At 67.5% G+C, this 23,925-nt stretch carries 24 protein-coding genes and 1 pseudogene; 8 read left to right on the top strand and 17 right to left on the bottom strand.

What is annotated here, in order from left to right; all coding sequences use genetic code 11:
- Positions 1–51: 51 nt before the first annotated feature.
- Positions 52–1,266 carry an MFS transporter gene (locus FW760_RS21645; protein WP_104573037.1) on the bottom strand — a complete coding sequence of 405 codons (1,215 nt, stop codon included), beginning with the start codon at positions 1,264–1,266 and terminating at the stop codon, positions 52–54.
- Between the two features lie 117 nt (positions 1,267–1,383).
- Here FW760_RS21645 and FW760_RS21640 point away from each other — a divergent pair, with 117 nt between their 5' ends.
- From FW760_RS21640 to FW760_RS21620, 5 genes are all read left to right on the top strand, one after another.
- A complete protein-coding gene (locus FW760_RS21640) occupies positions 1,384–2,337 on the top strand; it encodes a LysR family transcriptional regulator (protein WP_213605791.1) in 954 nt (317 codons plus the stop codon).
- A 36-nt stretch (positions 2,338–2,373) separates the two neighbouring features.
- The gene (locus tag FW760_RS21635; RefSeq protein WP_043860192.1) at positions 2,374–3,060 is read left to right on the top strand and encodes a hypothetical protein; all 687 of its coding nucleotides are present in this window, start codon (positions 2,374–2,376) and stop codon (positions 3,058–3,060) included.
- Positions 3,061–3,143: 83 nt separating this feature from the next.
- Complete coding sequence (locus tag FW760_RS21630; protein ID WP_043860191.1) at positions 3,144–3,842, top strand: AzlC family ABC transporter permease; 699 nt, start codon at positions 3,144–3,146, stop codon at positions 3,840–3,842.
- On the top strand, positions 3,839–4,162 hold the full coding sequence (locus FW760_RS21625) for an AzlD domain-containing protein (RefSeq protein ID WP_043860190.1): 324 nt from the start codon (positions 3,839–3,841) through the stop codon (positions 4,160–4,162). The genes FW760_RS21630 and FW760_RS21625 overlap by 4 nt, the downstream gene beginning before the upstream one ends.
- Positions 4,159–4,989: an AraC family transcriptional regulator gene (locus FW760_RS21620; protein ID WP_054916071.1), complete on the top strand. Its 831-nt coding sequence runs from the start codon at positions 4,159–4,161 to the stop codon at positions 4,987–4,989. The genes FW760_RS21625 and FW760_RS21620 overlap by 4 nt, the downstream gene beginning before the upstream one ends.
- Positions 4,990–5,058: 69 nt before the next feature.
- Here the strand turns inward: FW760_RS21620 and FW760_RS21615 are convergent, their stop codons facing one another.
- Genes FW760_RS21615 through FW760_RS21595 form a run of 5 tightly spaced genes read right to left on the bottom strand, consistent with a single transcriptional unit; the run spans position 5,059 to position 9,500 of the window.
- Positions 5,059–5,811: an ABC transporter permease gene (locus tag FW760_RS21615; protein ID WP_058541148.1), complete on the bottom strand. Its 753-nt coding sequence runs from the start codon at positions 5,809–5,811 to the stop codon at positions 5,059–5,061.
- On the bottom strand, positions 5,811–7,010 hold the full coding sequence (locus FW760_RS21610; protein ID WP_043860187.1) for an ABC transporter substrate-binding protein: 1,200 nt from the start codon (positions 7,008–7,010) through the stop codon (positions 5,811–5,813). The genes FW760_RS21615 and FW760_RS21610 overlap by 1 nt, the downstream gene beginning before the upstream one ends.
- Entirely contained in the window at positions 6,976–7,824 is an 849-nt protein-coding gene (locus FW760_RS21605; RefSeq protein WP_213605792.1) for an ABC transporter ATP-binding protein, read from the bottom strand. The genes FW760_RS21610 and FW760_RS21605 overlap by 35 nt, the downstream gene beginning before the upstream one ends.
- Complete coding sequence (locus FW760_RS21600) at positions 7,821–8,888, bottom strand: acyl-CoA dehydrogenase family protein (protein WP_100633809.1); 1,068 nt, start codon at positions 8,886–8,888, stop codon at positions 7,821–7,823. The genes FW760_RS21605 and FW760_RS21600 overlap by 4 nt, the downstream gene beginning before the upstream one ends.
- Positions 8,889–8,939: 51 nt before the next feature.
- A complete protein-coding gene (locus FW760_RS21595) occupies positions 8,940–9,500 on the bottom strand; it encodes a carboxymuconolactone decarboxylase family protein (protein WP_253087101.1) in 561 nt (186 codons plus the stop codon).
- A gap of 106 nt (positions 9,501–9,606) precedes the next feature.
- On the opposite strand from FW760_RS21595, the gene FW760_RS21590 reads away from it, so the two are divergent.
- Both FW760_RS21590 and FW760_RS21585 read left to right on the top strand, forming a co-directional pair.
- Positions 9,607–10,518 carry an AraC family transcriptional regulator gene (locus tag FW760_RS21590; RefSeq protein WP_043860183.1) on the top strand — a complete coding sequence of 304 codons (912 nt, stop codon included), beginning with the start codon at positions 9,607–9,609 and terminating at the stop codon, positions 10,516–10,518.
- A 127-nt stretch (positions 10,519–10,645) separates the two neighbouring features.
- Positions 10,646–12,271, top strand: a complete 1,626-nt coding sequence (locus FW760_RS21585) for a methyl-accepting chemotaxis protein (protein WP_043860182.1) — start codon at positions 10,646–10,648, stop codon at positions 12,269–12,271.
- Between the two features lie 53 nt (positions 12,272–12,324).
- Here the strand turns inward: FW760_RS21585 and FW760_RS21580 are convergent, their stop codons facing one another.
- From FW760_RS21580 to FW760_RS21530, 11 genes and pseudogenes are all read right to left on the bottom strand, one after another.
- Positions 12,325–13,293, bottom strand: a complete 969-nt coding sequence (locus tag FW760_RS21580; RefSeq protein ID WP_078480219.1) for a LysR family transcriptional regulator — start codon at positions 13,291–13,293, stop codon at positions 12,325–12,327.
- A 54-nt stretch (positions 13,294–13,347) separates the two neighbouring features.
- Positions 13,348–14,304, bottom strand: coding sequence for a peptidylprolyl isomerase (locus FW760_RS21575; protein ID WP_058541152.1), 957 nt, complete (start codon positions 14,302–14,304; stop codon positions 13,348–13,350).
- On the bottom strand, positions 14,301–14,777 hold the full coding sequence (locus tag FW760_RS21570) for a YbjN domain-containing protein (protein ID WP_043860180.1): 477 nt from the start codon (positions 14,775–14,777) through the stop codon (positions 14,301–14,303). The genes FW760_RS21575 and FW760_RS21570 overlap by 4 nt, the downstream gene beginning before the upstream one ends.
- A 17-nt stretch (positions 14,778–14,794) precedes the next feature.
- Positions 14,795–15,454 carry a hypothetical protein gene (locus tag FW760_RS21565; protein WP_043860179.1) on the bottom strand — a complete coding sequence of 220 codons (660 nt, stop codon included), beginning with the start codon at positions 15,452–15,454 and terminating at the stop codon, positions 14,795–14,797.
- Positions 15,455–15,478: 24 nt separating this feature from the next.
- A complete protein-coding gene (locus FW760_RS21560; RefSeq protein ID WP_446443942.1) occupies positions 15,479–17,161 on the bottom strand; it encodes a putative porin in 1,683 nt (560 codons plus the stop codon).
- Between the two features lie 53 nt (positions 17,162–17,214).
- On the bottom strand, positions 17,215–17,889 hold the full coding sequence (locus FW760_RS21555) for an energy transducer TonB family protein (RefSeq protein ID WP_240619904.1): 675 nt from the start codon (positions 17,887–17,889) through the stop codon (positions 17,215–17,217).
- 8 nt (positions 17,890–17,897) lie between these two features.
- Positions 17,898–18,323, bottom strand: a complete 426-nt coding sequence (locus FW760_RS21550; RefSeq protein WP_043860333.1) for an ExbD/TolR family protein — start codon at positions 18,321–18,323, stop codon at positions 17,898–17,900.
- A 10-nt stretch (positions 18,324–18,333) separates the two neighbouring features.
- Positions 18,334–20,139 carry a DUF2341 domain-containing protein gene (locus tag FW760_RS21545; RefSeq protein ID WP_446443941.1) on the bottom strand — a complete coding sequence of 602 codons (1,806 nt, stop codon included), beginning with the start codon at positions 20,137–20,139 and terminating at the stop codon, positions 18,334–18,336.
- A gap of 30 nt (positions 20,140–20,169) precedes the next feature.
- Positions 20,170–21,708, bottom strand: a complete 1,539-nt coding sequence (locus FW760_RS21540) for a ShlB/FhaC/HecB family hemolysin secretion/activation protein (RefSeq protein ID WP_088515468.1) — start codon at positions 21,706–21,708, stop codon at positions 20,170–20,172.
- Between the two features lie 87 nt (positions 21,709–21,795).
- Positions 21,796–22,110: pseudogene (locus tag FW760_RS21535) on the bottom strand (transposase); the annotation flags it as partial.
- A gap of 534 nt (positions 22,111–22,644) precedes the next feature.
- Positions 22,645–23,271 (bottom strand): LysE family translocator, encoded by a 627-nt coding sequence (locus FW760_RS21530; RefSeq protein WP_446443940.1) that lies wholly within the window; start codon positions 23,269–23,271, stop codon positions 22,645–22,647.
- Positions 23,272–23,406: 135 nt separating this feature from the next.
- On the opposite strand from FW760_RS21530, the gene FW760_RS21525 reads away from it, so the two are divergent.
- On the top strand, positions 23,407–23,904 hold the full coding sequence (locus tag FW760_RS21525) for an Lrp/AsnC family transcriptional regulator (protein ID WP_229589298.1): 498 nt from the start codon (positions 23,407–23,409) through the stop codon (positions 23,902–23,904).
- Positions 23,905–23,925 lie beyond the last annotated feature (21 nt).

The raw sequence follows: 23,925 nt of genomic DNA, 5'->3' as shown, positions 1-23,925 counted from the left end.
TGCAACCTCGTACCCCTGTCAATGCGCCGATTCTACCTGATAGTGCCGGGCTTACCCGGCATTGCGCCGCCCCAGCGGAAAACCGTGCCGGTGCGAACGCAGGGTCAGGGTCAACGCCAGCCCCACCAGCGCCAGCAGCAGCCACGGGAAACTCTGCACGCCCCAGTGGCTCAGCAGCACGCCGCCCACCAGCCCGGCCACGGCGATGGCCAAGTTCCACACTGTGACGATCATCGACTGCGCCACGTCCGCGCCCTCGCCCGCCGCATCGGCACTGGCGGTCTGCAGCAGGGTGCCGGCGCCGCCGAAGCTCAGGCCCCACAGCGCCACACTGAAGTACACCAGCAGCGGCGCACCGGTAGCCAGGCCCAGCAGCACCGACGCCACGCCGAAACCGACCAGGCTGCCCAGCACCAGCCGGCGCAGGTGGCGGTCGATCAGCACGCCCACCACGCCAATCCCCACCAGCGCGGCGCAGCCGAACAGCAGCAGTACCGGGCCGGTGCTGCCGGCCATGCCGCCCGCCTGCAGAAACGGCACGATGTAGGTGTACAGCACGTTGTGCGCCAGCACCCAGGTGAAGATCACCGCCAGCACCGCGCTCACCCCGGGGGTGGCCAGCACCTGGCCGATGGCGGCACGCCTGCCGGCCGGCAGGCCGTCGAAGTCCGGCACGCTGAGCAGCACCCAGCCCATCAGCACCAGGGTCGCCAGCGACACCAGCACGAAGGTGCTGCGCCAGCCCAGCAGGTCGCCCAGCCAGGTGCCCGCCGGCACCCCCAGCGACAGCGCCAGGGGCGCGCCGATCATGGCCACCGCCATCGCCCGGCCCTGCTGGCTCACGCTGACCATGCGCCGTGCGTACCCGGCGATCACGCCCCACGCCAGGCCGGCCGCCACCCCGCACATGAAGCGCGCCACCAGGGTCAGGGTGTAGTGCTCGGACACCGCCGTCACCGTGTTGAACACCCCGAAGCCGAGCACCGCCAGCATCAGCACCCTGCGTCGGCGCCAGCCCTGGGTCAGGGTCACCAGCGGGATCGCCGCCAGCAGCGAGCCCAGCGCATAGGCCGTGACCAGTTGCCCGGCCATCGCCTCGCTGACCTGCAGGCCGCTGGCGATGTGCCCCAGCAGGCCGGCCGGCAGGGTCTCGGTGAGAATCGCGATGAAGCCGGCCATCGACAACGCCAGCAGGCCGGACAACGGGAACGCCGGTTCGGCCTCCACCCCTGCTGCGGCCTGGGCCGGGCAACTGCTCTGGGACATGGTGCAAACTCCTGAAATAAAAAAGTGACTGCACGGTAATCCTTCCCGCCACTGCGGAAAAAGATGGGTAGAATTCCGCACAATCCGGACACACCTGTCCGCAATCGGAGAACGACCATGGACAGCCTCAGCGGCTTCGTGGTGTTTGTGAAAGTGGCCGAAACCCGCAGTTTCGTGGCCGCCGGCAAGGCCCTGGGGGTCAGCGCCTCGGCGGTGGGCAAGCGCGTGGCGCGGCTGGAGAGCCGGCTGGCGGTACGCCTGTTCCACCGCAGCACCCGCAGCATCACCCTCACTGCCGAGGGCGCGCTGTTTCTGGAGCGCAGCCGGCGCATCCTGGCCGAAATCGAAGCCACCGAAGCCGAGCTGTCCCAGGCCAGCCAGGCCCCGCGCGGCAAGCTGCGGGTGAGCCTGCCCCAGGTCAGCAGCATGATCGTGCCGCTGCTCAGCGACTTCATCGGGCAGTACCCGCAGATCGAACTGGACCTGGACTTCAGCGACCGCATGGTGGATATCGTCGGCGAAGGTTTCGACGTGGTACTGCGGGCCGGCGAACCCTCCGATTCGCGTCTCAATGCCCGCCGCCTGGGCGACTTCCGGCATGTGCTGGTGGGCTCGCCGGCCTACTTCGCCGAGCACGGCACACCGCGCCATCCCCGCGATCTGGCCCGTCACGCCGGGCTGCACTACCGCTTCCTGACCACCGGCAAACTCCAGCGCTGGCCACTGCGCCGCGCCGACAACGGCGCCGACCACGAGGTGCCGGTGTCGATGGTGTGTAACCACCTGGAAACACGCATCTGCTTTGCCATGCGCGGCCACGGTATCGCCTGCCTGCCGGACTTCACCATCACCCAGCAACTGGAACGCGGCGAACTGGTGACGGTACTGGATGAACACCTGGACCACGGCGGTTGTCTGTACCTGTTGTGGCCATCGGGGCGACAGATGTCGCCCAAGCTGCGGGTGTTCATCGACTTCATGGAGCAACGGCTGTTTGCCCCGGTGCCGCCAACCGCTAGAATGCCGACCCAGGAGCCCCACCCAACCATGGATAGCCGGATACCGACATGACCAGCGCTGCCCTTTTTTCGCGGATGGAACGTTAACGTGTTTTCTGCCTGTCGCTACATCAGCCTGCTCTGTCTGCTGCCCGCCCTGGCCCTGGCCGATGAGGTGCGCATCGACCCCCACGCCGACCTGCTGTACCGCCAGGCCCTGCCGTTTCTGGAGCAGGCCGATGCACGCAGCCGTGCCCTGCCACTGACCCCCGAGCCCGGCGACCAGGAGCTGATCGGCGAGGTCGAGGCGCTGGGGCGCATCCTGGAACCGGCGGTGGCGCTGCTGCGCAAGGCGGCCGAACTCGACCACCCGGTGGCGCAGTACCGCCTGGCGCTGTTCTACATCACCTACCTGCCGCAGAACGACATCGCCAGGTCCGCCTGCCCGCTGCTCGAAGCCAGCATTCGCCAGGGCTTCGCCCCGGCCGCCCTGGGCATCACCACCTGGTGCCCGGCCTTCAGCGACAGCGCCGACTACCGCCAGGCGCTGGAACGCATACCGCTGAACAACACCCTGTACGCCCCCTATTACCCGCAGCCGGCGGTGCGCCTGGAATGCAATCGCCAGCAGCCCCAGGGGCTGAACATGCAGTGGGGGCGCCAGCGTGACTTCCAGGCCGAGGTCTACCGCCTGCTAGGCACCATCGACCCGGGCCAGCGCCTGACCTACTACCAGAAGGCCGTCGACATCAATGGCTGCCTGCCGGCGCAGCGACGCCTCACCAGCCAGCGCTGAAGTACGCGGGCACCGCAAGATCGTACAAGGCAAGCGCCCACGGCTCTGGCATCCTGTGCAACCGACCCCAAGCGTGTGTTGTCATGTCCCGTTCTGCCGTTGCCCGCACTGCCTACATCCAAGGCTCGATCGCCTGCCTGCCGCTGTCGCTGGCGGTGGCCCCCTGGGGGCTGCTGGCCGGTTCCATGGCCATCGAGGCCAACCTCACCCCGCTCGAAGGCCAGGGCCTGTCGGCCATCGTGTTCGCCGGCGCCGCGCAACTGGTGGCCATCGGCATGCTCAAGGGCGGCGCCAACCTGTTCTCGATCCTGCTCACCACCCTGCTGCTGACCTCCCAGCACCTGCTGTACGGCCTGTCGATGCGCCCGGTGATCGCCGACCTGCCGCTGCGCTGGCGGCTGGGCCTGGGCTTTCTGCTGACCGACGAATTCTTCGCCCTCACCAGCCAGTACGACCGCCAGCAGTTCAACCGCTGGTACGCGCTGGGTGTGGGCCTGACCTTCTACATTGCCTGGAACCTGTTCACCCTGGCCGGCATCGTGCTGGGGCGCAACATCCCGCACCTGGACCAGCTGGGCCTGGACTTCTCCATCGTCGCCACCTTCGTGGCGCTGATCGCGCCGCTGGTACGCAACCTGGCCACCGTGGTGTGCGTGGCGGTGGCCCTGTTCAGCTCGGTGCTGTTCAGCTACTGGCACTGGGAAACCGCGCTGGTGCTGGCCGGGCTGCTGGGCATGAGCGCAGGCTTCATCTGCCAGAAACTGACCGGAGCACGCACATGATCATGCTGCTGATCGTTGCCATGGGCCTGCTGGTGTTTCTCAACCGCTACGCCTTTCTCGAACCCCGCCTGCCGTTGCGCCTGAGTTCCAATGCGCGGCAGTTCCTGGGGTTTGCCGTGCCGGGCATGCTCACCGCCATCTGCGGGCCGATCGTGTTCATGCCTGACCACCAGCTCGACCTGAGCCTGGCCAACCCCTACCTGCTGGGCGCGATCGTGGCCGTCGTGCTGGTGCTGTGGACCCGCAGCGTGCTGCTCAGCATGTTGCTGAGCATGGGGTTGTTCTTCGTGCTGCGCTGGTGGTTGAACGGCGCCCCATGAAAACCGTGCTGCGTGAACAGACCCGCCTGTGGCAGGCCCAGGCGCTGGGCGACATCGAGATGCTGCATGCGCGCTACGTGCAGCAGCGCTTCGCCCCGCATGTGCACGAAGGCTACGTGATCACCATCATCGAGTCCGGTGCACAGCGCTTCTGGCACCGTGGCAGCGAGCACCTGGCGCCCGAGGGCAGCATGGTGCTGATCAACCCGGACGAGCTGCACACCGGTGCCAAGGCGCATGCCCACGGCTGGCGCTACCGTGGCTACTACCCCGAGCAGGAGCGCATCACCTCGGTGCTGGACGAGCTGGAGCTCAAGCGCGGCGGCCTGCCCATCTTCAAGGCCAGCGTGCTGCACGACCCGCAGCTGGCGCGTGCCTTCAGTGGCTTGCACAGCCTGGCCGAGCATGGCGCCAGTGCGCTGGAGCAGCAGACCGCCTGGCGCGAGGCGGTGTTGCTGCTGGTGCAGCGTCATGCCGGGGCGCGCGAGGCGCGGGCACCGGGGCAGGAGCCGCAGTCGGTGGCCAGGGCCAAGGAGCTGATGGAAAGCCGGCTGGCCTACCCGCCGTCGCTGGAGGAGTTGGCGGTTGCGGTGGGCTTGTCGCCGTTTCATTTTGCCCGGGTGTTTCGCCAGGCTACCGGCCTGCCGCCGCATGCCTGGCTCAAGCAGCGCCGGCTGAGCCGTGCGCGGGAACTGCTCAAGGCTGATTGCCTGCCGTTCAACGTTGCGTTTGCGCTGGGGTATTCGGACCAGAGTCATCTGAACCGGCAATTCAAGCAGGCGTACGGCGTGACGCCGGGGGAGTATCGGCGGGCGTGTTCGGTGTGAGGTGCCGGGCTGCCCCCACGACCTGGAGCCAATGCAGGAGCCGGCCTTGCCGGCGAAGGGATCAGCCCCTCACCCATGCACCCAGCGCCGATGCAGCCCTCGCGCCAGTGCATCCAGCATGAAGCCCAGCACCCCGATCACCAGCACCATCGCCATCAGCTCCGAGTACGCCAGCCGGTCGCGGGTATCCAGAATGAAATACCCCAGCCCCGCACTCACCCCGAGCATCTCGCACGGCACCAGCACGATCCACACTATGCCGATGGCCAGCCGCACGCCGGTCAGCACATGCCCCACCACCCCCGGCAGGATCACCTTGCGCAAGGTCTCCCAGCGCGTGGCGCTCAGGCTGCGGCTCAACTGCAACCAGCGCGGGTCGAGCTGACGCACACCCGCCGCCGTGTTGAGCAAGATCGGCCACAACGCGGCAAACGCCAGCAGGAAGTAGATCGGCGCATCACCCACCCCCATCAGCATCACCACCACCGGCATCCACGACAGCGGCGAGATCATGCGCAGGAACTGGAACGCCGGGGTGGTCGCCGCGTCCAGGCGCCGGTAGCTGCCCACCAGCAAACCCAGCGGCACGCCCACCAGCAACGCCAGCACCAACCCCACCAGAATGCGCTTGAGGCTCACCGCCACATGCTCGTACAGCTCGGCATGCCCCAAAAGCTCCAGCAGGCTGGCAAAGGTGGCCTGCGGCGCAAACCGCAAGGCCAGCCCGTCACCGCCGAACAGCACGATCCCACCCCACCACAGCAACAACAGCACCAGCAGCCCGGCGATACCCAGGGCCGCGTGTTTGACTGGCTTGACCATCAGACCGCGAACTCCTCGCTGCGCTCGAAGCTGTCGGGCAAGCCGAAGGCCTTGAGCCCGCCGACGGCACCGATGGCGTTGCGCACGAAGCGGTCATCCACCAGGTCGCGGGCGGTCTGTTGCGGGTCCAGTGCGGCCAGGAAGCCCTTGTCGCCTTCGATCAGGGTGTCCTTGAGGCGGCGCACCAGTTCCTCGGTGTAGCTGGGGAACGGGTACGGCTGGAAGTCGATGCGCTGCTCGTCCCACTGCGCATGCCGGATCGCCCCGCTCTGCACATACTGTTCGCGGCTGTCGGCAGCCGGCGTGAGCACCCGGCCCAGCACCTCGGGGGCATGCGGGGTGTAGCGGTTGGCACCGCTCTTGGACAGAATCTGCGCCGCCTCGGCGCGGTGGTCGCGGGTCCACAGCTGGGCCTTGACGATGGCGTTGACCACCTTCTGCGACCACTCGGGGCGGTTGTTCAGGTCGTGCTCGTGCATGAACACCACGCAGCATGCATGGTTGCGCCACACGTCCCCGGTAAAGCGCTGCACGCGCCCGACCTTGAGTTCCTCGGCCAGGGCATTGAACGGCTCGGCGACGATGTAGCCGGCAATGCGCTTGCTGGCCAACGCCGGCGGCATGTCCGAAGGCGGCAGCACCACCAGGTTGACCTCGTTGGCCGCCACCGCAGCCGCCGCCGCCCGCGACACCGGCTCCAAGCCGTTATCACGGAACAGTTGCTGCACCACCACGTTGTGAATGGAGTACCAGAACGGGATCGCCACCGTCTTGCCGCCCAGCTGCTTCACCTCGGTGATGTCCGGGGCCACGGTCAGCCCCGAGCCGCCCACGTGGTTCCAGGCCACCACCTTTGCCGGCACCTTGCTGCCGTAACGCGCCCATACGGTCATCGGCGACAGCAGGTGGATCACGTTGACCTGCCCGGAAATGAACGCCTCGATCACCTGCGCCCAACTGCGCAGCAGCACCGGGCGCTCGGCCTTGATGCCCTCGGCCTCGAACAGGCCATTGTTGTGCGCCACCAGCAGCGGCGTGGCGTCGGTGATCGGCAGGTAGCCGATGCGCACCGGCGCATCCGGCTCGGCGGCGGCACGCGCCTGCAGGCTGCTCAGCAGCGGCATCGCACCGGCGGCACTGAGCACCGCGCTGAGTTTGAGAAAATCACGACGAGTGTGGGTGAAGTCGTCCAGGCACATGGGCAGTCTCCGACGGCGTAGGCAAAGAATCGGTTGGGTAAGTGTGGGTGCGGCTCGCCCGCCGAAGGGTCTTGAGAATCTCGATGCGCAACGCGCCCAGTGCCTCGACCTGCTGCTCACGCGGGTGCGCCAGGTCGATGGGCCATTGGCCGAGGGTCCGCGCCGGGTGGTCGCCCAGTAGCAGGATGCGGTCGGACAACAGCAGGGCCTCGTCGATATCGTGGGTGATCAGCACCGCAGCGGTGCCGTGTTCGGCGATCACGCTCAGCAGCAGTTGCTGCATGTCGGCGCGGGTCACTTCGTCCAGCGCGCCAAAGGGCTCGTCCAGCAGCAGTACATGGGGCTGGCGCGCCAGGCAGCGCGCCAGCGCGGTGCGCTGGGCCATGCCGCCGGACAACTGCGCCGGGTAATGCTGGCGTGCATGCTGCAGGCCCACGGCGGCAATCGCATGGTCGATGCGCGCCTCGCGCTCAGCCTTGGCCAAACGCGGCTGGCGAGCGAAATCCAGGCCGAAGGCGACGTTGCTTTCCAGGCTCAGCCAGGGCAGCAGGCTGGGGTCCTGGAACGCCACCGCCACCCGTGGATGCGGGCCGTCCAGCGGCTCGCCGAGCAGGCTCACGCGACCATCGCGCGCCGCCTGCAAGCCGGCCAGTACCCGCAGCAGGCTGGACTTGCCCACCCCGCTGGGGCCCAGGATCGACACCACTTCGCCCGGCGCCAGGTCCAGGTCGAAGCCTTCGAGCAGGGTTTGCCAGCCCTGTTCGCGGGCGTAGCCCAGGCTGATACCGCGGGCCTGCAGTACCACCTTGCTCATGCTGCGCGTGCCTGGCGTTGCAGCTCGGCGCGCAGTTGCACCAGGCTCGGGGTCACGATCGGCACGAACGCCGACTCGCGCCAGCGCCGCGCAAAGCCTGCGCCGTACTCGCTCAGGTAGGCCTTGCCACCGCTGGCCTGCAGCTCCAGTTGCAGCGCCTCGCCAACGATCTCGGCCAGGCTGATGCGTACCTTGAACAGCGACGCCGGGTTGCCCAGGAAGCGCCCGTCGAGCAGGCCGGCCTTGAGCTCGCTCACCACATCGGCCAGCAGCTCGCGCTGCGCCTCGAGGGTTTCAGCCAGCACCGAACGCACCCCCTGCAGGTGCCCCTGCGCTTCCTGCAAGGCGCGCCGCGCCAGGCCGATGGCCATGCCGCACTGCAGGCCCAGGAACGCCGGGCGCACCGCCGGCAGGAACTGCCGGGCATCCTCATGCAGCAGCCAGTCGCGGCCCAGGGCCACCTGATCGAAATCCAGCGCGGCGGTATTGCTCGACTGCAGGCCCATCAGTTGCAGGTCGGGGGAGCGCTGCACCCCCGCGATGCCGTCGGGGATCGCCACCACGAACGGTGCACCGCCTTCGGCGCGGTCGATGGCGGCGGCCACCACGAAGCCGCCCTTGCGCAGGTTGGTGACCCAGTGCAGGCGCCCGTTGAGCGCCCAGCCCTGCTCGCCGCGCGCCGTGGCGCTGACCTGCAGCGACTCGATGCCGGACAGAAACTTCATTGCGTTGGAGAGCCCGGTGGCACCGGCCAGCTCACCGCTGAGCAACGACGGCAGCAGGCGCTCGCGCAGGGCGCTGTTGGGGCTGTGCAGCAGGTATTCGATAAAGGCCCGCTGGCCCCAGAACACGAAGGCGGCGGCCAGCGAACAGCTGGCAACGCTGGCCACGGTTTCCACGGCGTCGGCCACACTGGCGCCGCTGCCGCCCTGACGCGGGTCCACACCCACACCCAGCACCTTGGCTGCGGCCAGTTGCCCCAGCACCTGCTGCGGGTCGCACCGGCCCTGGTCGAGCGCCTCGGCATTGGCCTCCAGCCAGTGCTGCAATACGGGATCAAGCATGTTCTTTCCTCCTTAGAACAGGGCGCCAGCCACACACTGGCGCCACGGGGCTCACTGAGCGACGGCCTGCCAGCGGTACTTGGCCAGCTCGTCATTGAGCGGCGTGCGCGCAAACACGTTGGCGAAATTGCACAGCGTGGCCAGGCTCACCCCCAGGATAACTTCCAGGGCATGGCCTTCGGTGTAACCGGCCTCGCGAAACTCAGCGTAGGTGGCATCGCTCACATTGCCACGGGTGGCAATCACTTCGCGGGCAAACTTCGCCAGGGTTTCGAGCCTGGGCGATGGTAACTCGCCGCGCGCACGCAGGGCCTGCACCACTTCTTCGGGCAGCTTGGCCTTGTTCAGCGCCACCGCCGTATGGCCGGCCACGCAGAAGTCGCAGCCGTGCTGGGTGGCGGCAATCAGCTGCACCACTTCGCGCTCGGCCAGGCTCAGCTCGGCCTTGCCATTGAGCGCCGAAACCGTCACATAGGTTTCCAGCGCGGCCGGCGCGTTGGCCAGCACGCCCAGCAGGTTGGGAATGAAGCCGGAATTCTTCTGCGCGTTCTCCAGGAACGGGCGCGCGGCTTCCGGGGCGCTTTGCACGGTGTGTAGAGTGATGCGTGACATGGCGTGGTCTCCTGCATACTGAAGGTGTTCGCCAAGTCTGTTGGTTATAAGAAAACCGATCCATATTCTACAGTCGCGATTACTTGCTCCAGAGTGTTTCCATTAGATGATTTCTTCCAGCGTTTTGGTCGATTGGTTATTAGAGCGTCTGGAACTGGACGCCAGCCTGTTCCATGTGGGGCGCTACTGCGGTGGCTGGCACGCCAGCACCCAGGGCCTGGCCCGGGCCAGCTTTCACGTGGTGGTGCAGGGCCACTGCTGGCTGCACATCGACGGCCAGCCCGAGCCGCAGCGGCTGGAGGCCGGCGAGGCGGTGTTCCTGCTGCGCGACCTGCCCTATCGCCTGTCCGACAGCGCCGACAGCGACACCGCGCGCTGCCAGCCGCGCATCCCGATGCAGGCGCTCGACAGCCAGGCGGCGGATGGCGTGGGGCTGGTGTGCGGGTTCTTTCACTTCCAGCCGGGGCTGTCGTCGCTGATGGCCGAGTCGCTGGCCGACTGGATCATCCTGCGCACCGGCGACCCGTCGCTGCAGGCGGCGCGGGCGCTGTTCGAGCTGATTCTGGAGGAATGCCAACGCACCCCCGCACCCTCCTCCACCCTGCTGGAGCGCCTGAGCCAGTTGCTGTTCTTGTACGTGCTGCGCCAGCAGGTGAGCGACAACCAGGACCTTGGCGGCCTGGTCGCCCTGGCCCGTCACCCGGCGTTCGCCCCGCTGCTGGAGCAGTTGATCGAACACCCCGAACAGCCCTGGTCGCTGGAGAGCATGGCCGCCTGCACAGGGCTGTCGCGCTCGGCCTTCTTCAAGCGTTTCAACGAGCTGGCCGGCCAGTCGCCGGGCCAGGTGCTGCTGGCGCTGCGCATGCGTCATGCCTGCCAGTTGCTCAAGGCCAACAACACCGTCGAGCAGGTCTGCGCAGCGGTGGGCTACCAGTCCATCGCCGCCTTCACCCGGGCGTTCGGCAAGGCCATCGGCGTGCAGCCCGGCGCCTACCGCCGCCAGCACGAGGGCCGCTGAAACAAAGGCTGTGCGGTAATCGAACAGAACCCGTCGTCGCCCCCTAAAGTCATGCGCCGCGCCTCCGATAGCAGCCTACCCACCGCACAGAGTGGGGGTATTTTTTACTGCCAGGAGTAATGCCCGCATGCTTGCCGACCTCAAGATCCGCACCGGAATGTTCTGGGTGCTGCTGCTGTTCAGCGCCACCCTGCTGTTTTCCACCGTCAGCGCCTGGCGGGCGGCGGTGGGCAGCGACGCGCAGATCAACGAGCTGGACCAGACCGCCCAGCAGTCCGACCGCCTCAACAACGCGCTGCTGATGGCGATTCGCGCCAGTGCCAACGTGTCGTCGGGCTTTATCGAGCAGCAAGGCGGCCACCTCGACAGTGCCAAGGCGCGCCTGGCCATGTCGCAAAAGCTGCTGGGCGACAGCCAGGCGCTGGTCGACGCCTTCGTCACCAACACCCATGAGCCGGCGCAAAAGGCCCTGGCCCAGGACCTGCAGCGCACCTTCGCCGACTACGCCAACGCCGTGGCCGGGCAGCGCGCCGCCACGCTCAAGGGCTCGCTGGACGACTACTTCACCGTCAACGTGGATGCCGGCAACGCCATGCGTGCCCTGCAGGCGCTGCGCCAGCAACTGGTGGCAGCCCTGGCCGAGCGCAGCCGGCAGATCATGGCCGAGTCCGACCAGCGCCTGGCCACGGCCCAGTGGCTGAGCGTGCTGCTGGGGCTGTTGACCCTGGTGCTGGCCGCCGTGTGCTGGGCCTTTATCGTCGCCCGTGTGCTGCGCCCGCTGCGCGAGGCCGGCGTGCATTTTCAGCGCATTGCCGGGGGCGACCTGAGCGTGCCGGTGACGGTGCGCAGCCACAACGAGATCGGCCAGCTGTTCGCCGAACTGGAGCGCATGCAGCACAGCCAGCGCGATACCCTGGGGCAGATCACCGCCTGCGCCACGCAGCTGTCCAGCGCCGCCCAGGCCCTGGACAGCGTGACCGAGCAGAGCACCCAGAGCCTGCGCCAGCAGGACCAGGAGCTGGAACAGGCCGCCACGGCGGTTACCGAGATGACCACGGCGGTCGAGGAAGTGGCGCGCAATGCGGTGTCCACCTCCCAGGCGGCCAGTGCCTCCAATGCCTTGGCCGAACAGAGCCGCCAGCAGGTCGCCGACAACATCGACGGCACCCAGGCCATGGCTCGCGAAGTGGCGATCAGTGGCGAGCGCCTGCAACAGCTGGCGGTGCAGATTCGCGAGATAGGCACGGTGCTGGAGGTGATCCGTTCGGTGTCGGAGCAGACCAACCTGCTGGCGCTCAATGCCGCCATCGAGGCGGCGCGTGCCGGCGAGGCCGGGCGCGGGTTTGCGGTGGTGGCCGATGAGGTCAGGACCCTGGCCTACCGCACGCAGCAATCGACCCAGGAAATCGAGCAGATGATCAACAGCGTGCAACAGGGCACCCAGGCGGCGGTGGACTCGATGCAGGCCAGTACCGGCCGCGCGCAGTCCACGCTGGGCATCACCCAGGCGTCAGGCCAGGTGCTGGAGGGCATCTACACGGCCATCGGCCAGATCAACGAGCGCAACCTGGTGATTGCCAGCGCGGCAGAGGAGCAGGCCCAGGTGGCCCGCGAGGTGGATCGCAACCTGCTGAACATTCGTGAATTGTCGGGCCGCTCGGCGGCGGGCGCCGAGCAGACCCGCGTCGCCAGCCATGCGCTGTCGCAGTTGGCCACGCAACTGACCACGCTGGTCACGCGCTTTATCGTCTGAGGTGCGGCGCCGGTTCGCCGGCAAAGCCGGCGCCTACAGGGCACCGCGCCCCTTCAGAACCACTCCCGACGCTCCTCGAACGCGGCCCGGATCATGGTCACCAGCACCTGCACCAACGCCGCCTGCGCCGCACGCTCATGCACCGCCAGCCACACCGTGCGGCGCATCGGCGCCTCCAGCAACCCCGGCAATGCCAGCAGGCCACGGTCCAGCTGCGCCGCATAATGCGGCAGCAAGCCGATGCACGCGCTGCACTTGATCAACTGGCTGAACAGGTCATAACCCGGCACCCGCGTCACCCCCGCCTCGCGCTCGCTCAACAGGCGGTTCCACGGCGCCAGCGCCGCCACCTGGGCCTCGCCCTGCCACTGCACCAGCATGTAGTCGCGCAGGTCGTCCCGGCACACCGGCCGGTTGCTCTCGCGCGAATAGCGCTTGGCAATGTGCGGGTGATACTCCAGCTGCGCCAGGCGCGTCGGCGCCTCGCCGGCAAACCCCGGCAGCGGCACGCTGCCCGCCTCGTCATCGAGCCACAGCACTACATCGGCCTGCGCCAATCCCTGTGCATCCAGGCCGCTGACGTCCAGGCGGATCCCGGCGTTCTGGCGCACGAAGGCCACCAGGTTGCGCGCCAGAATGTCCTGCATGATCGGTTCGGCCACCGCCAGGCGCACCAGCACCGGCGCATCCAGCGCGGTCATGGCCTGTGGCTTGCTGCTCAGGCTCGACTGCAGCAACGCCTGCAACTGGCGCCCCTCGCGGCTGAGCACCAGGGCATGGCCGCGGTTGACGAACAATGGATACCCCACCCGCGCTTCCAGCTGCGCCAGCTTCTTGCGCAACAGGGTGGACTTGAGGTTGAGGCTGCGCGCAGCCTGCATGAAGCAGCCGCACCGCGCACTGGCCAGAAAACAGCTGAGCATCTGCTCGTCCTGCACCCAGCCCAGCCCGGCCCGCACCTTGGCCAGCGGCTCGGCCGGCGGATAATCGGGCACGTAGTGCGGCATATCGAACATCGGCATCCTCGCCTCCTGCCGGGCCCCGGCCAGGGCCCGCTCTTCCTTGATCGACGCCGCCTAGCGGCTGGCGTCCATGACCTGATTGAGCGCAGCGCCATCGATACTCAGCGTCGCGCTGTTGAACATGCCGTCCACGTAGGCCCGGGCCACCTGTTCCTGGCGCTGGGCCCGCAACAGGTCACGCAGGCTGTCGCGCACCTCGTCCAGGCTGGCCACACGCGGCGGCTGCACCTCGATGAGCTTGACGATGTGAAAGCCCGCCGCACTCTGCAACGGCTCGCTCACCGCCCCTTCCTTGAGCTGCGGCACCGCATCGCGCACCTGCGGCAGCAACTGGCTCAGCGGCTGCAAACCACTGTCGCCGCCACGCTGCGCACTCTCGCGGTCCTGCGAGTTGGCCCTGGCCAGCGCGGCAAAGTCGGCATTGGCAGCCTGGGCCTGCTTGCTCAGGGCCAGCGCCTGCTTGCGCACGCGTGCCACCGACTGCTCGTCCGGCACCGCCAGGAAGATCTGGCTCAGGTGATAGCGCGTGGGCAGTTGCAGGCTGGCCTTGCCGTTCTCGTAGGCCGCCTGCAGTTCAGCCTCGCTGGGGTAGTCGGCCGGTACCTGGCTGACCGAGTTCAGGTAGTCGCGCAGCACGATCTGCTCCACCACCGCATGGGTCTGCGCCTGCACATCGGGACGCTCCGACCAGCCCTGGGCCTGGGCCTGCTGGTACAGCGCCTTTTCCGCCAGGCGCGAGCGAATCCAGCCCTCCAGGGCCTGGCGATTGCCGCTCAGTTCCTCGCGCGCCGGCGCCGGCAGCTTGGCGAACAGCGCCTTGAGCTCCTCGACGCTGACCTGCTGGTCGCCCAGGCGCGCCAGCGCCGGCCCCGCATCGCTCGCCACAGCGGCAACCGCCGGCGCTTTCGCGCTGGCTGCCACCGGGTCATCCCCCGTGCGCAGTGCCAACACCACTGCCACGCCCAGAACGGCCAGCGCGCCCGCGCCGGCCCACAGCGTACGTCGAGTCACGAAGCGCTCACCGCTTCAGCCCCGGCCACCGCCTCGTCCTGCACCTGGGCCACGTTGCGGCTGTAGTCGCGCAGGTACACGATGAACTCCTGCAGCAGGCGGTCCCACAGCACCAGGCTGCCCAGCAGGTGCTTGTGGCTGACGCCGTCGGCCACCATCACGTCCATCTCCATCACCAGGAACTCGCCCTGCACCGACAGCCGCGCGAAGCGGCGCGACACGTTCCAGCGTTCGGCCAGCCCGGCCGGCAGTTCACCCTGGATGCGCAGGGCGCAGCTGTAGGTGAAGTCGAGAAACTCGCCCTCGCGCTCGGCACGGTTGCCAAAGCGCACCGCATAGCCCACGCCCTGGCTGGCACTGAGCAGTTGCACCACGGCATTCTGCTCGCTGCGATTGACTCGGCAACCTGCATCCTGCAACAGGGTGGTCAGAGAGTCGGCGCTGACGGTTTCGATCAGTTGGTTGTCGCTCATGGCTTCGCTTCCTTGTGTCAATTGACTTGCGGTTTGCTGCCGCCCTGCGCGGCATCGAACTGGGTCTGGTACAGCTGATCGCCGTAGGCCTGGGCAAGTTCCTCGAACTTCACCCGGGCGCCCCCGGCAAAGGGTTGGCGCATCTTCATCACATCCGCCACATCGATCTTTTCGTAGGCCGCAAGGATCCCCTTGGCGACCCCGTACATCTGCTGATTCTTTGCCGAACACGCCAGCACCTGCTGCTCGCGCTCGGCCAGGCTGGCGGCCAGGCGCGCACGCTCGGCTTCCTTGGCCTTGGCCATGCCCAGCAGCTCGTCGTAGGCCTGCTTGTACTTGCCCAGTTGCGCGTTGCTGCTGGCCACCAGCGCCTGCGCCTGGCCGTGCAGGGCCTGCTGCTGGCCCAGCAGCTGCTCGGCCTGGCCACGGGCCTGGGCCAGTTGCGCGGTCAGTTGCTGCACCTGGGCCTGGGCCGCATCGCGTTGCTGCTCGGCGCTCTGGCGCGCCGCCGAAGCCTGCGCCTGTTCGCTCTGCAGCGCCTGCAACTGCTGGGTGGTACTGCGCAGCTGGGTGCGCAGGCGCTCTTCCATGCCTTCGGCCGCAGCCACCCCCGCCCAGCTCACGCCCAACGCCACCAGCAGGTACGAACAACAGGCCCGATAGGCTCGCTTGTTCATGCTCTTTCTCCCTGTGCGCGCCTGCTAGAAGCGCGTGTTGACTTCAAGTTGTAGCACATCGATATCGAACGGCGCGCCGTAGACCGCCTCGGTACTCATCCAGCGCGCCGTGGCGTACACGTTCTGGTCCAGGCCGTAGTTGGCACCGAGGATGTAGCCCTTGGCGTTGGTGCCGCCCAGGTGGAACGAGGAATCGTTGAAGCCGTCGGGCAAGGCATCGGGCTGGATGTGCTTGTAGCCGGCGAACAGGTTCCAGTCGCCCTGCTTTTTCAGCTCCAGCGCGTTGCCCAGGGTGAACTGCACCATCCACGCATTGGCACCGCTCTTGATATTGCCGTCGCTGTCGAGGTTGTTGGCCAACTGGCCGGCCGAACGCTTGCGCATCTCGCCTTCGTCGTAGGCCAGGTTGTGGATGTAGTTGGCCTGGCTGCGCAGCTTGAAGTCGTGCGGCAGCTCGGTGTCCCATACCGCGTTCAGGTCCAGCAGGTTGAACTCCGATGCCAGCCCCACGAACTGCGGCTGCGGGGTGGCGGCCGGGTTGGCCGGGTTGGGCGTGATGTCGCGCAGCAGGAACAGCGTGTTGCCCTTCTGCATGAAGGTCGGGCGGCTGCCGTCACTGTCGCAGCCGGGGTCGCCGTTCCACGGCTCGCATGCCCCGGAGCGCTCGCCGGCAATGTCGTCGAAGCGGTAGTAGGCCAGCGCGCCCTTGAGCCGGTTGCTGTCGTTGATCTGCCAGTTGGCGCCCAGCTGCGCGCCGTACAGCCACTTGTTGTCGCTGCTTTCCTTGTCCAGCCCGTTGCTGCTGGCGGTGTCGGCGCTGTACTCCACCGGGAACGCGCCGAGGGTCCCGAACAGGCTCAGGCTGTCGCTCAGCGGCTGGTTGAACAAGGCCGCCACGCCGTCGAAGTTGAGGTCGTTGGAATACAGCATGTCGGTGGACATGAACGGGTTGGCGATACGCCCGCCGGTCAGGGTCACGCGCTCGCTGGCCACCCAGCTCAGGTAGCCCTGGTCGAGCCACAGGTCCTTCTTGCCGAAGCCGCCGCCCAGGGTCTGGGTGGTGGACACCGGGCCGTTGTCGCTGCCGGTGCCGATGCGGATACCCGCCGTCCAGCTCGGCGACAGCACCGCCTTCAGGCCCAGGCGCGCGCGCAGGCGCAGCAGGTTCTCGCGGTCTTCGCGGGTATTGAGCAGCGGCGGCAGGTTGCGCCCGTTGTTGGGGTTGACGTCGTAGGGCCCGTCGGCGTTGAGCTTGGCGAAATCGATGATCTCGTTGCTGTTGTTGCCCGAAAAGTAGCGCGACTCGTCGCGCAGGCGCACGTCGCCATCGAAGCTGATGCGCGAGGCCCAGTCGGGGAAGGTGTTGGGCGCGGCCCAGTTCTCCTGCCTGGCCTGGGCCATCACCTCGGCCTTGACCTCGTCGCGGATCTGGTCGCGCACGATGGCCGGCACATACTGCACGCGCACCTCGCCATTGGCCGCCGGCACCGCCGCCACGCTGGCGCGGGCCTGCACCGCCTCGCTTTCGGCCTGGTCGATCAGGGCCTGGGCCTGGTCCTGCTTGAGCACACCCTGCTGCACCAGCAGGCGGATCAGGTTGATCGTCGCGTTCTGCGACGGCGCCGGGATCTGCGCCACGGCCGGACCGACCGCCGCGGCGACCACCAGGCCGACTGCCAGGGTCAATCGGTTCACTGAGCACATCATGGATTTACCGCTCCTGTTGGTAAGTCGTGCGTCGTAGGGATCGGGCGCCGGGTTCATCCGCGGCGCCCCTGCAAGGCGATGCGCACCGGCAGGGTCAGGCTCGCCGGCGGGCGCTGGGTCATGGCCGGGGCGGCGCGCAATGCGGCCAGCACCTGGGCGTCCACCGCGGCATCGCCGCTGGAGCGCACCAGCTCGACGCGGGTCACCTCGCCGGTTTCGCTGAGCCAAACATCGCCCTGCAGGTTGAAGGTCAGGTTGCGCAGCTCGGGGTTGTCGCGCAGCAGGCGCTGGAAGGCATACGCCAGGAACTGGCCGTAGCTGCCGCTGCCCAGCCCGCCACCGCCGCCGGCCATGCCGCCGCCCTTGCCGGCACCGATGTTGAAAGCGTCCCCGCCCGCCTGTGCATCGCCGTCGATCTGCATCGGGTTGGCCATGTCATCGGCCGGGCTCGGCGGCGCCTCCTCGGCCGGCTTGACCTCCTCGGCCTCGGGCACCGGCTGCGGCTCGACAATCTTCTCTTCCACGGGCGGCTCCGGTTCCTTGGGGGGCTCGGGGGGCGGCGGCGGTGGGGGGGGCGGCAGCGGAATGATCGCGGGGATCTTCGGTGCCTCGCGGCGCACCCCGCTCATGTCGTTGGCCCACTGCCACAGCAACCAGGCCAGGCCCGCGCCCACCAGTGCCACGACGCCCCACTTGAGCAGGCGCCGGCTATCGAACTTCTGGTTCATGGGCATCCTCAACCCTGGTTCGGCTTGCCGGTCACCAGCCCGACCTGGGCCAGCTCCAGCCGACGCAACAGGTCGAGCACCTCGACCACCTTCTGGTACTGCACCGCCGCGTCGCCGCGCACGATGATCGGGAAGTCCGGGCTGCGCGCCTTCTCGCTGCGCAGGCGCTCTTCCAGTTCGGCCAGGGTCACCGGGTAGGCGTCGAGAAACACCTGCCCGGCATCGTTGACCGAGATCGCCTTGGTCTTGGGCTGGGACAGCGACACCGAGGCACTGGCCTTGGGCAGCTGGATCTGGATGCCCGACACCTGCGCGGTGGCGGTGAGGATGAACATCACCAGCACCACCATCAGCACATCCACCAGCGGGGTGACGTTGATGCTGTCGACAGCCGCGTCGTCGTCATCGTCGTGGGAAGCATTCATGGCTGCCATGGCGCTCTCCTCAGGCCGGTACGGACGGGTGGGCAGCGTGGGCAGCACGCCGGTGGCTGGCCTCGCCGGCTTGGCCTTCGCCATGCAGCTCGGCCAGGCGCGTGATGAACTCGTCGACGAACACGCGCATGTCGGCGCTGACCTCCTTGTTGCGGGTGATCAGGCGGTTGTAGCCAAACAGCGCGGGGATCGCGACGAACAGGCCCATGGCGGTGGCCAGCAACGCCGCGGCCATGCCGGGGGCGATGGCGTTGATGTTCACGTCACCGGCCATCGCGGTGCCCAGGAACACCACCATGATCCCCAGCACGGTGCCCAGCAGGCCGATGTAAGGGCCGCCGGCAATCGCGTTGGACAGGCTCGACAGCTTCGAGCCCAGCGCCTGGTTCTCGCGGGTGCGCACCCCGTCCATCGAACAGCGAATGGCCTCGATGGTGGCCGCCGACACCGCCGAGGTGTCGAAGCCCTGGGCGCGGCGGGTACGGATCTCCTTGACCGCCACCAGGTACAGGCGCCACAGCGACGAATGCGTCAGGCGCTCGCCCAGGGTGGTGTCGTCGGCGAACATCTCCAGGCGCGTGCCGATGTTGGCGAACTGCTCGCGAAACAGCCGGTTGGCCTGGCTGACGTGGTTGAGGGTGCGATTCTTGCGCAGCATGATCACCCACGACTGCACCATCATCAGCACCAGCACCGCGATGATGATCCAGGCGTCCAGCGGCACCGCCTTGAGCAGAAAGCCCAGGCTGCCGAAACCAAAACCGGACTGCTCTTCATCCACCCCGTACACCACCAGGCGCGACTCGGCGCCCTGGGCCAGCGCGTCGGCCTGCAGCACCGGCACGGCGCGGGCGATGCGCGACAGGCGCAGCTCGTCAATCGCCCCCACGAACGGCACATAGGCGCCGGCCGGCTGACCCTCGGCCGGCGGCAGGTCGGCGCCGATGGCCAGGGTCGAATTGAACGCCGGCACCGCCGCGGTCAGGCTGGCGACCTGGCGCCCGTCCACCAGCAGGCTGAGCGTACCGCCCTCGCCCACCAGCGCCAGGTGTTGCCACTGGCCGGCATCGAGCACCTGGCCGGCGGCGCTGCGCAGGCCGTTGACCTCGACGAACGGCAGGCCCTGGCTCACACCCAGCAGCAAACGGTTTTCGCCTTCATGACGGGCCAGCAGCAACTGATCGCCCAGCAGTTGGTCCTGGCGTACCCAGGCGCTGAAGGTGAAGGCGGCGCCAGCCGGCAGTTGCAGCGACGGGCTGGGTGCCAGCAGCAGCGGCTGGCCGTTGAACTGGATGGCGCGACCGATGATGCCCTCGATGCTCGCCGCACTGCCCTGGGCCTGGTTGCCGTAGGGGCTGGCGTCACGCGGTGCGGCGCCGTCGAAGTGCATCAGCAGGGTGTAGTCGGCATCGAAGGCCGGTTGCGCATTGGCCGGCTGCGCCTTGGGGTTGCCGTAGTACATCCACAGGTCCTGGCGCTGGCCGCCCTGCACGTCCGGCACGTCGACCCAGATCAGCGCCATGCCCATCAGCGGGTCGAAGCTTTCGATCTGGTGGTTGAGCACGGTCTTGTCGTCGCTGGCCACGAAGCGGATGTCCGCGCCGTTTTCATTGACCCCGTCAAAGCTGAAATTGCCGGTGTGCAGGCGTACCAGCAGTGCCGTGCGGCCCAGCGACTGGGGCAGCGCCGCGCCCTGGGGCGTGGTGTCGACGGAAATCTGCTTGCGGAACTGCCAGTCGTCCTGCCACCAGGCACTGGCGCTGCCCGGCAGGGCAAAGCCCAGGCAAATGAGCAGGGTCAAGATGAGGCGTTGCATGGAATGTCTCCAGGGTCGATGCCGATGGGGTCAGAAGGTTGCCTGTACGCTGAAGTGCAGACGCGAGTGGTTTTTCTCGGTGTTCGCGCCGTCCTTGAGCGGCAGGCCCCAGTCCAGGCTGCCGGACAGCCAGTCGTTGAGGGTGGCGCGGGTGCCCAGGCCGACGCTGGCCAGGCTGAAGTGGTCGTCCTGCTCGGGCAGCGGGTCCTGCAGCGACAGCTGCGCGCCTTCGGCGAACACATAGAAGCGCCAGTCGCTGATGTAGCTGCCCACGTAGCGGCCCAGCGAGGGCGTGCGCAGTTCCTGGGAGAACAGCAGGCCATCGTCGCCGGTGCGTTCGGCGGCCAGGTAGCCGCGCACCGAGGTGGCGCCGCCGGCAGCGAACTGCTCGTTGGACACCAGGGCCCCGGAGGCCAGTTGAAAGCCCAGCTTGGTTGCGCTCTGCCAGTCGCCGGCAAACGTGAACGTGTAGTTCGCATCGCCCTTGAGCGCGGCGAAACTGGAGTCGGCGCGGTAGCGCTTGTAGTCGAAGGCCTCGTCGTCGCTGCCGTAGCCGAACAGCCGGCGTGTGCCGGCCACCAGGCTCAGGCCCAGCCCCAGCTGCGAGGCTTCGGTGTAGCGAAAGCCGTTGTAGGCCAGGGTGATCGGTGCGTACTTGAGCGGCACGGTATCGCGCTCGCCGCCCAGTTCGACCTGCTCGTCGAAGTCCTTGAAGTCGATGCCCACGGAAAACGAGTTGGCCCAGTTGCCGTCCGGCACCAGTGAGTAGATCGCCGACAGCCCGTAGGAATGGCCCTTGCCCAGCACGTTGCTGCCGCCCACGGTGGCCACGCTGCTGTCGGACTTGTAGCCGCTGGCCTGCAGGGTCCAGCGCGGGTTCAGGGGCGCGCTGTATGAACCGGACCACACCTGCGCGTTGTCGGTGTCCTGGGGGGCGGTGAACCAGGTCAGCGACACGCTGTGACCCAGTTGCCAGAGGTTGTTGTAGCCCACGGTGGCCACGCTGCGCAGCTTTCTGGTGTCGGCGCTGTAGTCGTTGTTCAGGCCGATGCTGGCGTGCCAGGGCTGCTTGTCTTCGACCTGCAGGTCGACGTCCAGGGTGCCGGGGCGCTGGCCTTCGCGCACCAGTGGCATCACCTGGCGCCCGGGGCCGCGGTTGAGTGCGGCCAGTTCGCCCTGGACCTTGGCAAAGTCCGGCACCTGGCCCTCGCTCAGGGCCGGCACCTGCTCGCGGATCTCCACGGGCGAGTAATGCCTGGCGCCGACCACTCGTACCCGGCCGACCCTGGTTTCGCTGACCTGCAGGTACACCACGCCGCCTTCGACCTGCTGCTCGGGCAGCTCGACGAACACCGACTGATAGCCCAGCGCCTGATAGCGTTTCTGCAGGGCCTCACGGGCGCCTTCCAGATCCACCAGGGTCTTCTGCGGGCCGAGGTAGGGGTACACCGCCTCCTCGATGGCGCGGGCATCGAGCACCGTGTTGCCGCGCACCACGTACTCGTTGATATCGACGCGACGCTCGGCCTGTTCGGCGCTTGCGTGGTGGGTTCCCAGGGCCAGCAGCATCACTGCGCCGGCTCGCCACCCGTTGAAAAACAAATGCTCCACACCGCCCCCTCGTTCAAGGAAATCCGTCTGGCCCAGGGCCGTGTCTTATGAATGGTTGTCTGCGCCGCCGTGACCGGCGTGGCGGGCCAGCCAGCTGTGCAGCTGGGCCAGGTTGAGGCTGAACTCGGGCATCTGCGCCAGGCCCGCGTTGCACACCTCGTTGACGATCGACTGCAGCAGGCGCGTGGCCTGCTGGCAGGCCAGCAGTGCGTTGAGGTCGTGGCTGAACAGGTTGAAGCTCCACACCCGCGACTTGAGTTCCAGGCCCACGAACCAGCGGAACAGCAGGTTGTAGTTGAGCTGTTCGTAGAGTTGTTTTTCGCTGGGGACCGAATACAGCAGCTGCAACAGCAGCAGGTGCATCAGGGTGTGCGGGGCGATGCTCATCGCGTTGCGCCGGGCCAGGTCGGCCAGCTCCTGCGCGTGGGCGGCCAGCAGTTCCTCGACCCTGGGCTTGAGCATCACCAGCGAATGGCCTGGCGGGATGCAGCTGGAGACTTCCTTGAGCGCGCTTTGCCAGTCGTCCTGGGACACGATCCACACCCAGGGTGCGCCGTAGCGGTACACCGACACCGGTTGCTTGCGCGCGGCTTCGACGATCTTCGCCAGGCGTTGATCGAGTTCCTGCATTCCGACTTTTGCGTAGCGTTCCATGGTTCCCATCGCTCCACTCCCTTCGTCCCTGTGCGGCTGCGCAGTGACTGCACATACCCATGACGGGGGTGGCGCTTTGCTACCGAACTTTTGTCACCAAAGCTTCATGAAGAGAGATGCAGGGCCTGGGCTATCCAGCGCCCTCAGGGTCGTGCGCCGCCTGCGCGGCGCTCGGTTTGAAGAGCGCCACAACTACTTCATCGACTGGCGCCTGCCGGGCCCGCCCCAACCGCCCGCCCCTCACCCCTGCTGCACCCAGACCAACCGAACCGCAAACCCCACCAGCAGCCCACCAAACACCCACTGCTGAACCTTCTGCGCCAGCGCGCGCTGCTCCAGTTGGCGCCCGACCCACCCGCCGGCCAGTGCATACACCCCATCGAACATCATCCCCATCACCACCAGCACCAGCCCCAGCAGCGCGAACTGCTCACCCACCGCCCCCTGTGCGGGGTGGATGAACTGCGGCAACAGCACCGAGCAGAACAGCAAGGCCTTGGGGTTGAGCAGGTTGGTCAGAAAGCCCTGCGCTATCGCCGCCCTCCACGTGCCACGTACCGCTGCACCCCCCGGACCCTGCACTGCACCCGCCACGGGCCTGAACATCTTCACCCCCAGCCACAGCAAGTAGGCCGCCCCGGTGTACTTGACCACCTCGAACGTCCAGGGCAGTACCTTGAACAGCGTCGCCAGCCCGATGGCGGCCAGGGTCACGTGGCACGCCCGGGCAACCGCCAGCCCCAGCACGGTCGCCAGCGCCGCCCGCCGCCCCTGGCGCGCACCGGTCTGCAGCAGCAGGATCATGTCCGGGCCCGGCATCAGGTAGATCATCGTCAGGGCAGTCAGGTAGAGCAGTTTTTCGTCCATTTCAACGACCTCAGGCTGGGGCAACAGAGTGAAAATTCTATGCCGGAAGGTCGAGGCAGGTGCTTGCGTTATGCGCCCGCAACGGGGCTATTATTGGCAGGATGTACCAATTCGATACCTAGCCACAGGCCACTTATGCCAAACCACGACCCAACCTACCCCAAGCTGGACGGTTACGACCAACGCATCCTTGGCGCACTGCAGCGCGACGGGCGCCTCACCAACGTGCAACTGGCTGAAGAGATCGGGCTGTCGGCTTCGCCGTGCCTGCGACGGGTGAGGCTGCTGGAAGAAGCCGGGGTGATCCGCGGCTACCATGCCAGCCTCGAAGCCGAGGCAGTCGGCCTGGGGTTGACGGTGTTCGTGGGGGTGAAGGTCGAGCGGCACCATGAGGTCGAAGCGGAAAACTTCCGCCTGGCCGTGCTGGCCCTGCCCGAGGTGGTCAGCGCCTTTCTGGTGTCGGGCGAGTCGGATTTCCTGTTGCATGTGGTGGCGCCGGATCTGCGCGGCTATGAGCGGTTCCTGACCGACACGCTGCTCAAGCTGCCGGGGATCCGGGATATCCGCAGCAACTTCGCAATCAAGACGATCAAGCCGCAGGGGGCGCTGCCGCTGGGGCACCTGGGGCGGTAAGCGGGTAGCAACGACCGGCCC

The organism is Pseudomonas sp. 1176_21, from assembly GCF_052850635.1.
The sequence above is the reverse complement of the archived record's forward strand: the minus strand, read 5'-3'. Positions and strand labels throughout refer to the sequence as shown.

Bases quoted from the DNA above. Each gene is read 5' to 3' on its own strand.
- FW760_RS21615 (WP_058541148.1), bottom strand. From the start codon at position 5,811: ATGGTCAAGCCAGTCAAACACGCGGCCCTGGGTATCGCCGGGCTGCTG.
- FW760_RS21630 (WP_043860191.1), top strand. From the start codon at position 3,144: ATGTCCCGTTCTGCCGTTGCCCGCACTGCCTACATCCAAGGCTCGATC.
- FW760_RS21530 (WP_446443940.1), bottom strand. From the start codon at position 23,271: ATGGACGAAAAACTGCTCTACCTGACTGCCCTGACGATGATCTACCTG.
- FW760_RS21570 (WP_043860180.1), bottom strand. From the start codon at position 14,777: ATGAGCGACAACCAACTGATCGAAACCGTCAGCGCCGACTCTCTGACC.
- FW760_RS21555 (WP_240619904.1), bottom strand. From the start codon at position 17,889: ATGAACCAGAAGTTCGATAGCCGGCGCCTGCTCAAGTGGGGCGTCGTG.
- FW760_RS21605 (WP_213605792.1), bottom strand. From the start codon at position 7,824: ATGAGCAAGGTGGTACTGCAGGCCCGCGGTATCAGCCTGGGCTACGCC.
- FW760_RS21640 (WP_213605791.1), top strand. From the start codon at position 1,384: ATGGACAGCCTCAGCGGCTTCGTGGTGTTTGTGAAAGTGGCCGAAACC.
- FW760_RS21620 (WP_054916071.1), top strand. From the start codon at position 4,159: ATGAAAACCGTGCTGCGTGAACAGACCCGCCTGTGGCAGGCCCAGGCG.
- FW760_RS21525 (WP_229589298.1), top strand. From the start codon at position 23,407: ATGCCAAACCACGACCCAACCTACCCCAAGCTGGACGGTTACGACCAA.
- FW760_RS21545 (WP_446443941.1), bottom strand. From the start codon at position 20,139: ATGCAACGCCTCATCTTGACCCTGCTCATTTGCCTGGGCTTTGCCCTG.
- FW760_RS21625 (WP_043860190.1), top strand. From the start codon at position 3,839: ATGATCATGCTGCTGATCGTTGCCATGGGCCTGCTGGTGTTTCTCAAC.
- FW760_RS21595 (WP_253087101.1), bottom strand. From the start codon at position 9,500: ATGTCACGCATCACTCTACACACCGTGCAAAGCGCCCCGGAAGCCGCG.
- FW760_RS21645 (WP_104573037.1), bottom strand. From the start codon at position 1,266: ATGTCCCAGAGCAGTTGCCCGGCCCAGGCCGCAGCAGGGGTGGAGGCC.
- FW760_RS21590 (WP_043860183.1), top strand. From the start codon at position 9,607: ATGATTTCTTCCAGCGTTTTGGTCGATTGGTTATTAGAGCGTCTGGAA.
- FW760_RS21610 (WP_043860187.1), bottom strand. From the start codon at position 7,010: ATGTGCCTGGACGACTTCACCCACACTCGTCGTGATTTTCTCAAACTC.
- FW760_RS21550 (WP_043860333.1), bottom strand. From the start codon at position 18,323: ATGGCAGCCATGAATGCTTCCCACGACGATGACGACGACGCGGCTGTC.
- FW760_RS21585 (WP_043860182.1), top strand. From the start codon at position 10,646: ATGCTTGCCGACCTCAAGATCCGCACCGGAATGTTCTGGGTGCTGCTG.
- FW760_RS21540 (WP_088515468.1), bottom strand. From the start codon at position 21,708: ATGCTGCTGGCCCTGGGAACCCACCACGCAAGCGCCGAACAGGCCGAG.
- FW760_RS21560 (WP_446443942.1), bottom strand. From the start codon at position 17,161: ATGATGTGCTCAGTGAACCGATTGACCCTGGCAGTCGGCCTGGTGGTC.
- FW760_RS21580 (WP_078480219.1), bottom strand. From the start codon at position 13,293: ATGCCGATGTTCGATATGCCGCACTACGTGCCCGATTATCCGCCGGCC.
- FW760_RS21565 (WP_043860179.1), bottom strand. From the start codon at position 15,454: ATGAACAAGCGAGCCTATCGGGCCTGTTGTTCGTACCTGCTGGTGGCG.
- FW760_RS21600 (WP_100633809.1), bottom strand. From the start codon at position 8,888: ATGCTTGATCCCGTATTGCAGCACTGGCTGGAGGCCAATGCCGAGGCG.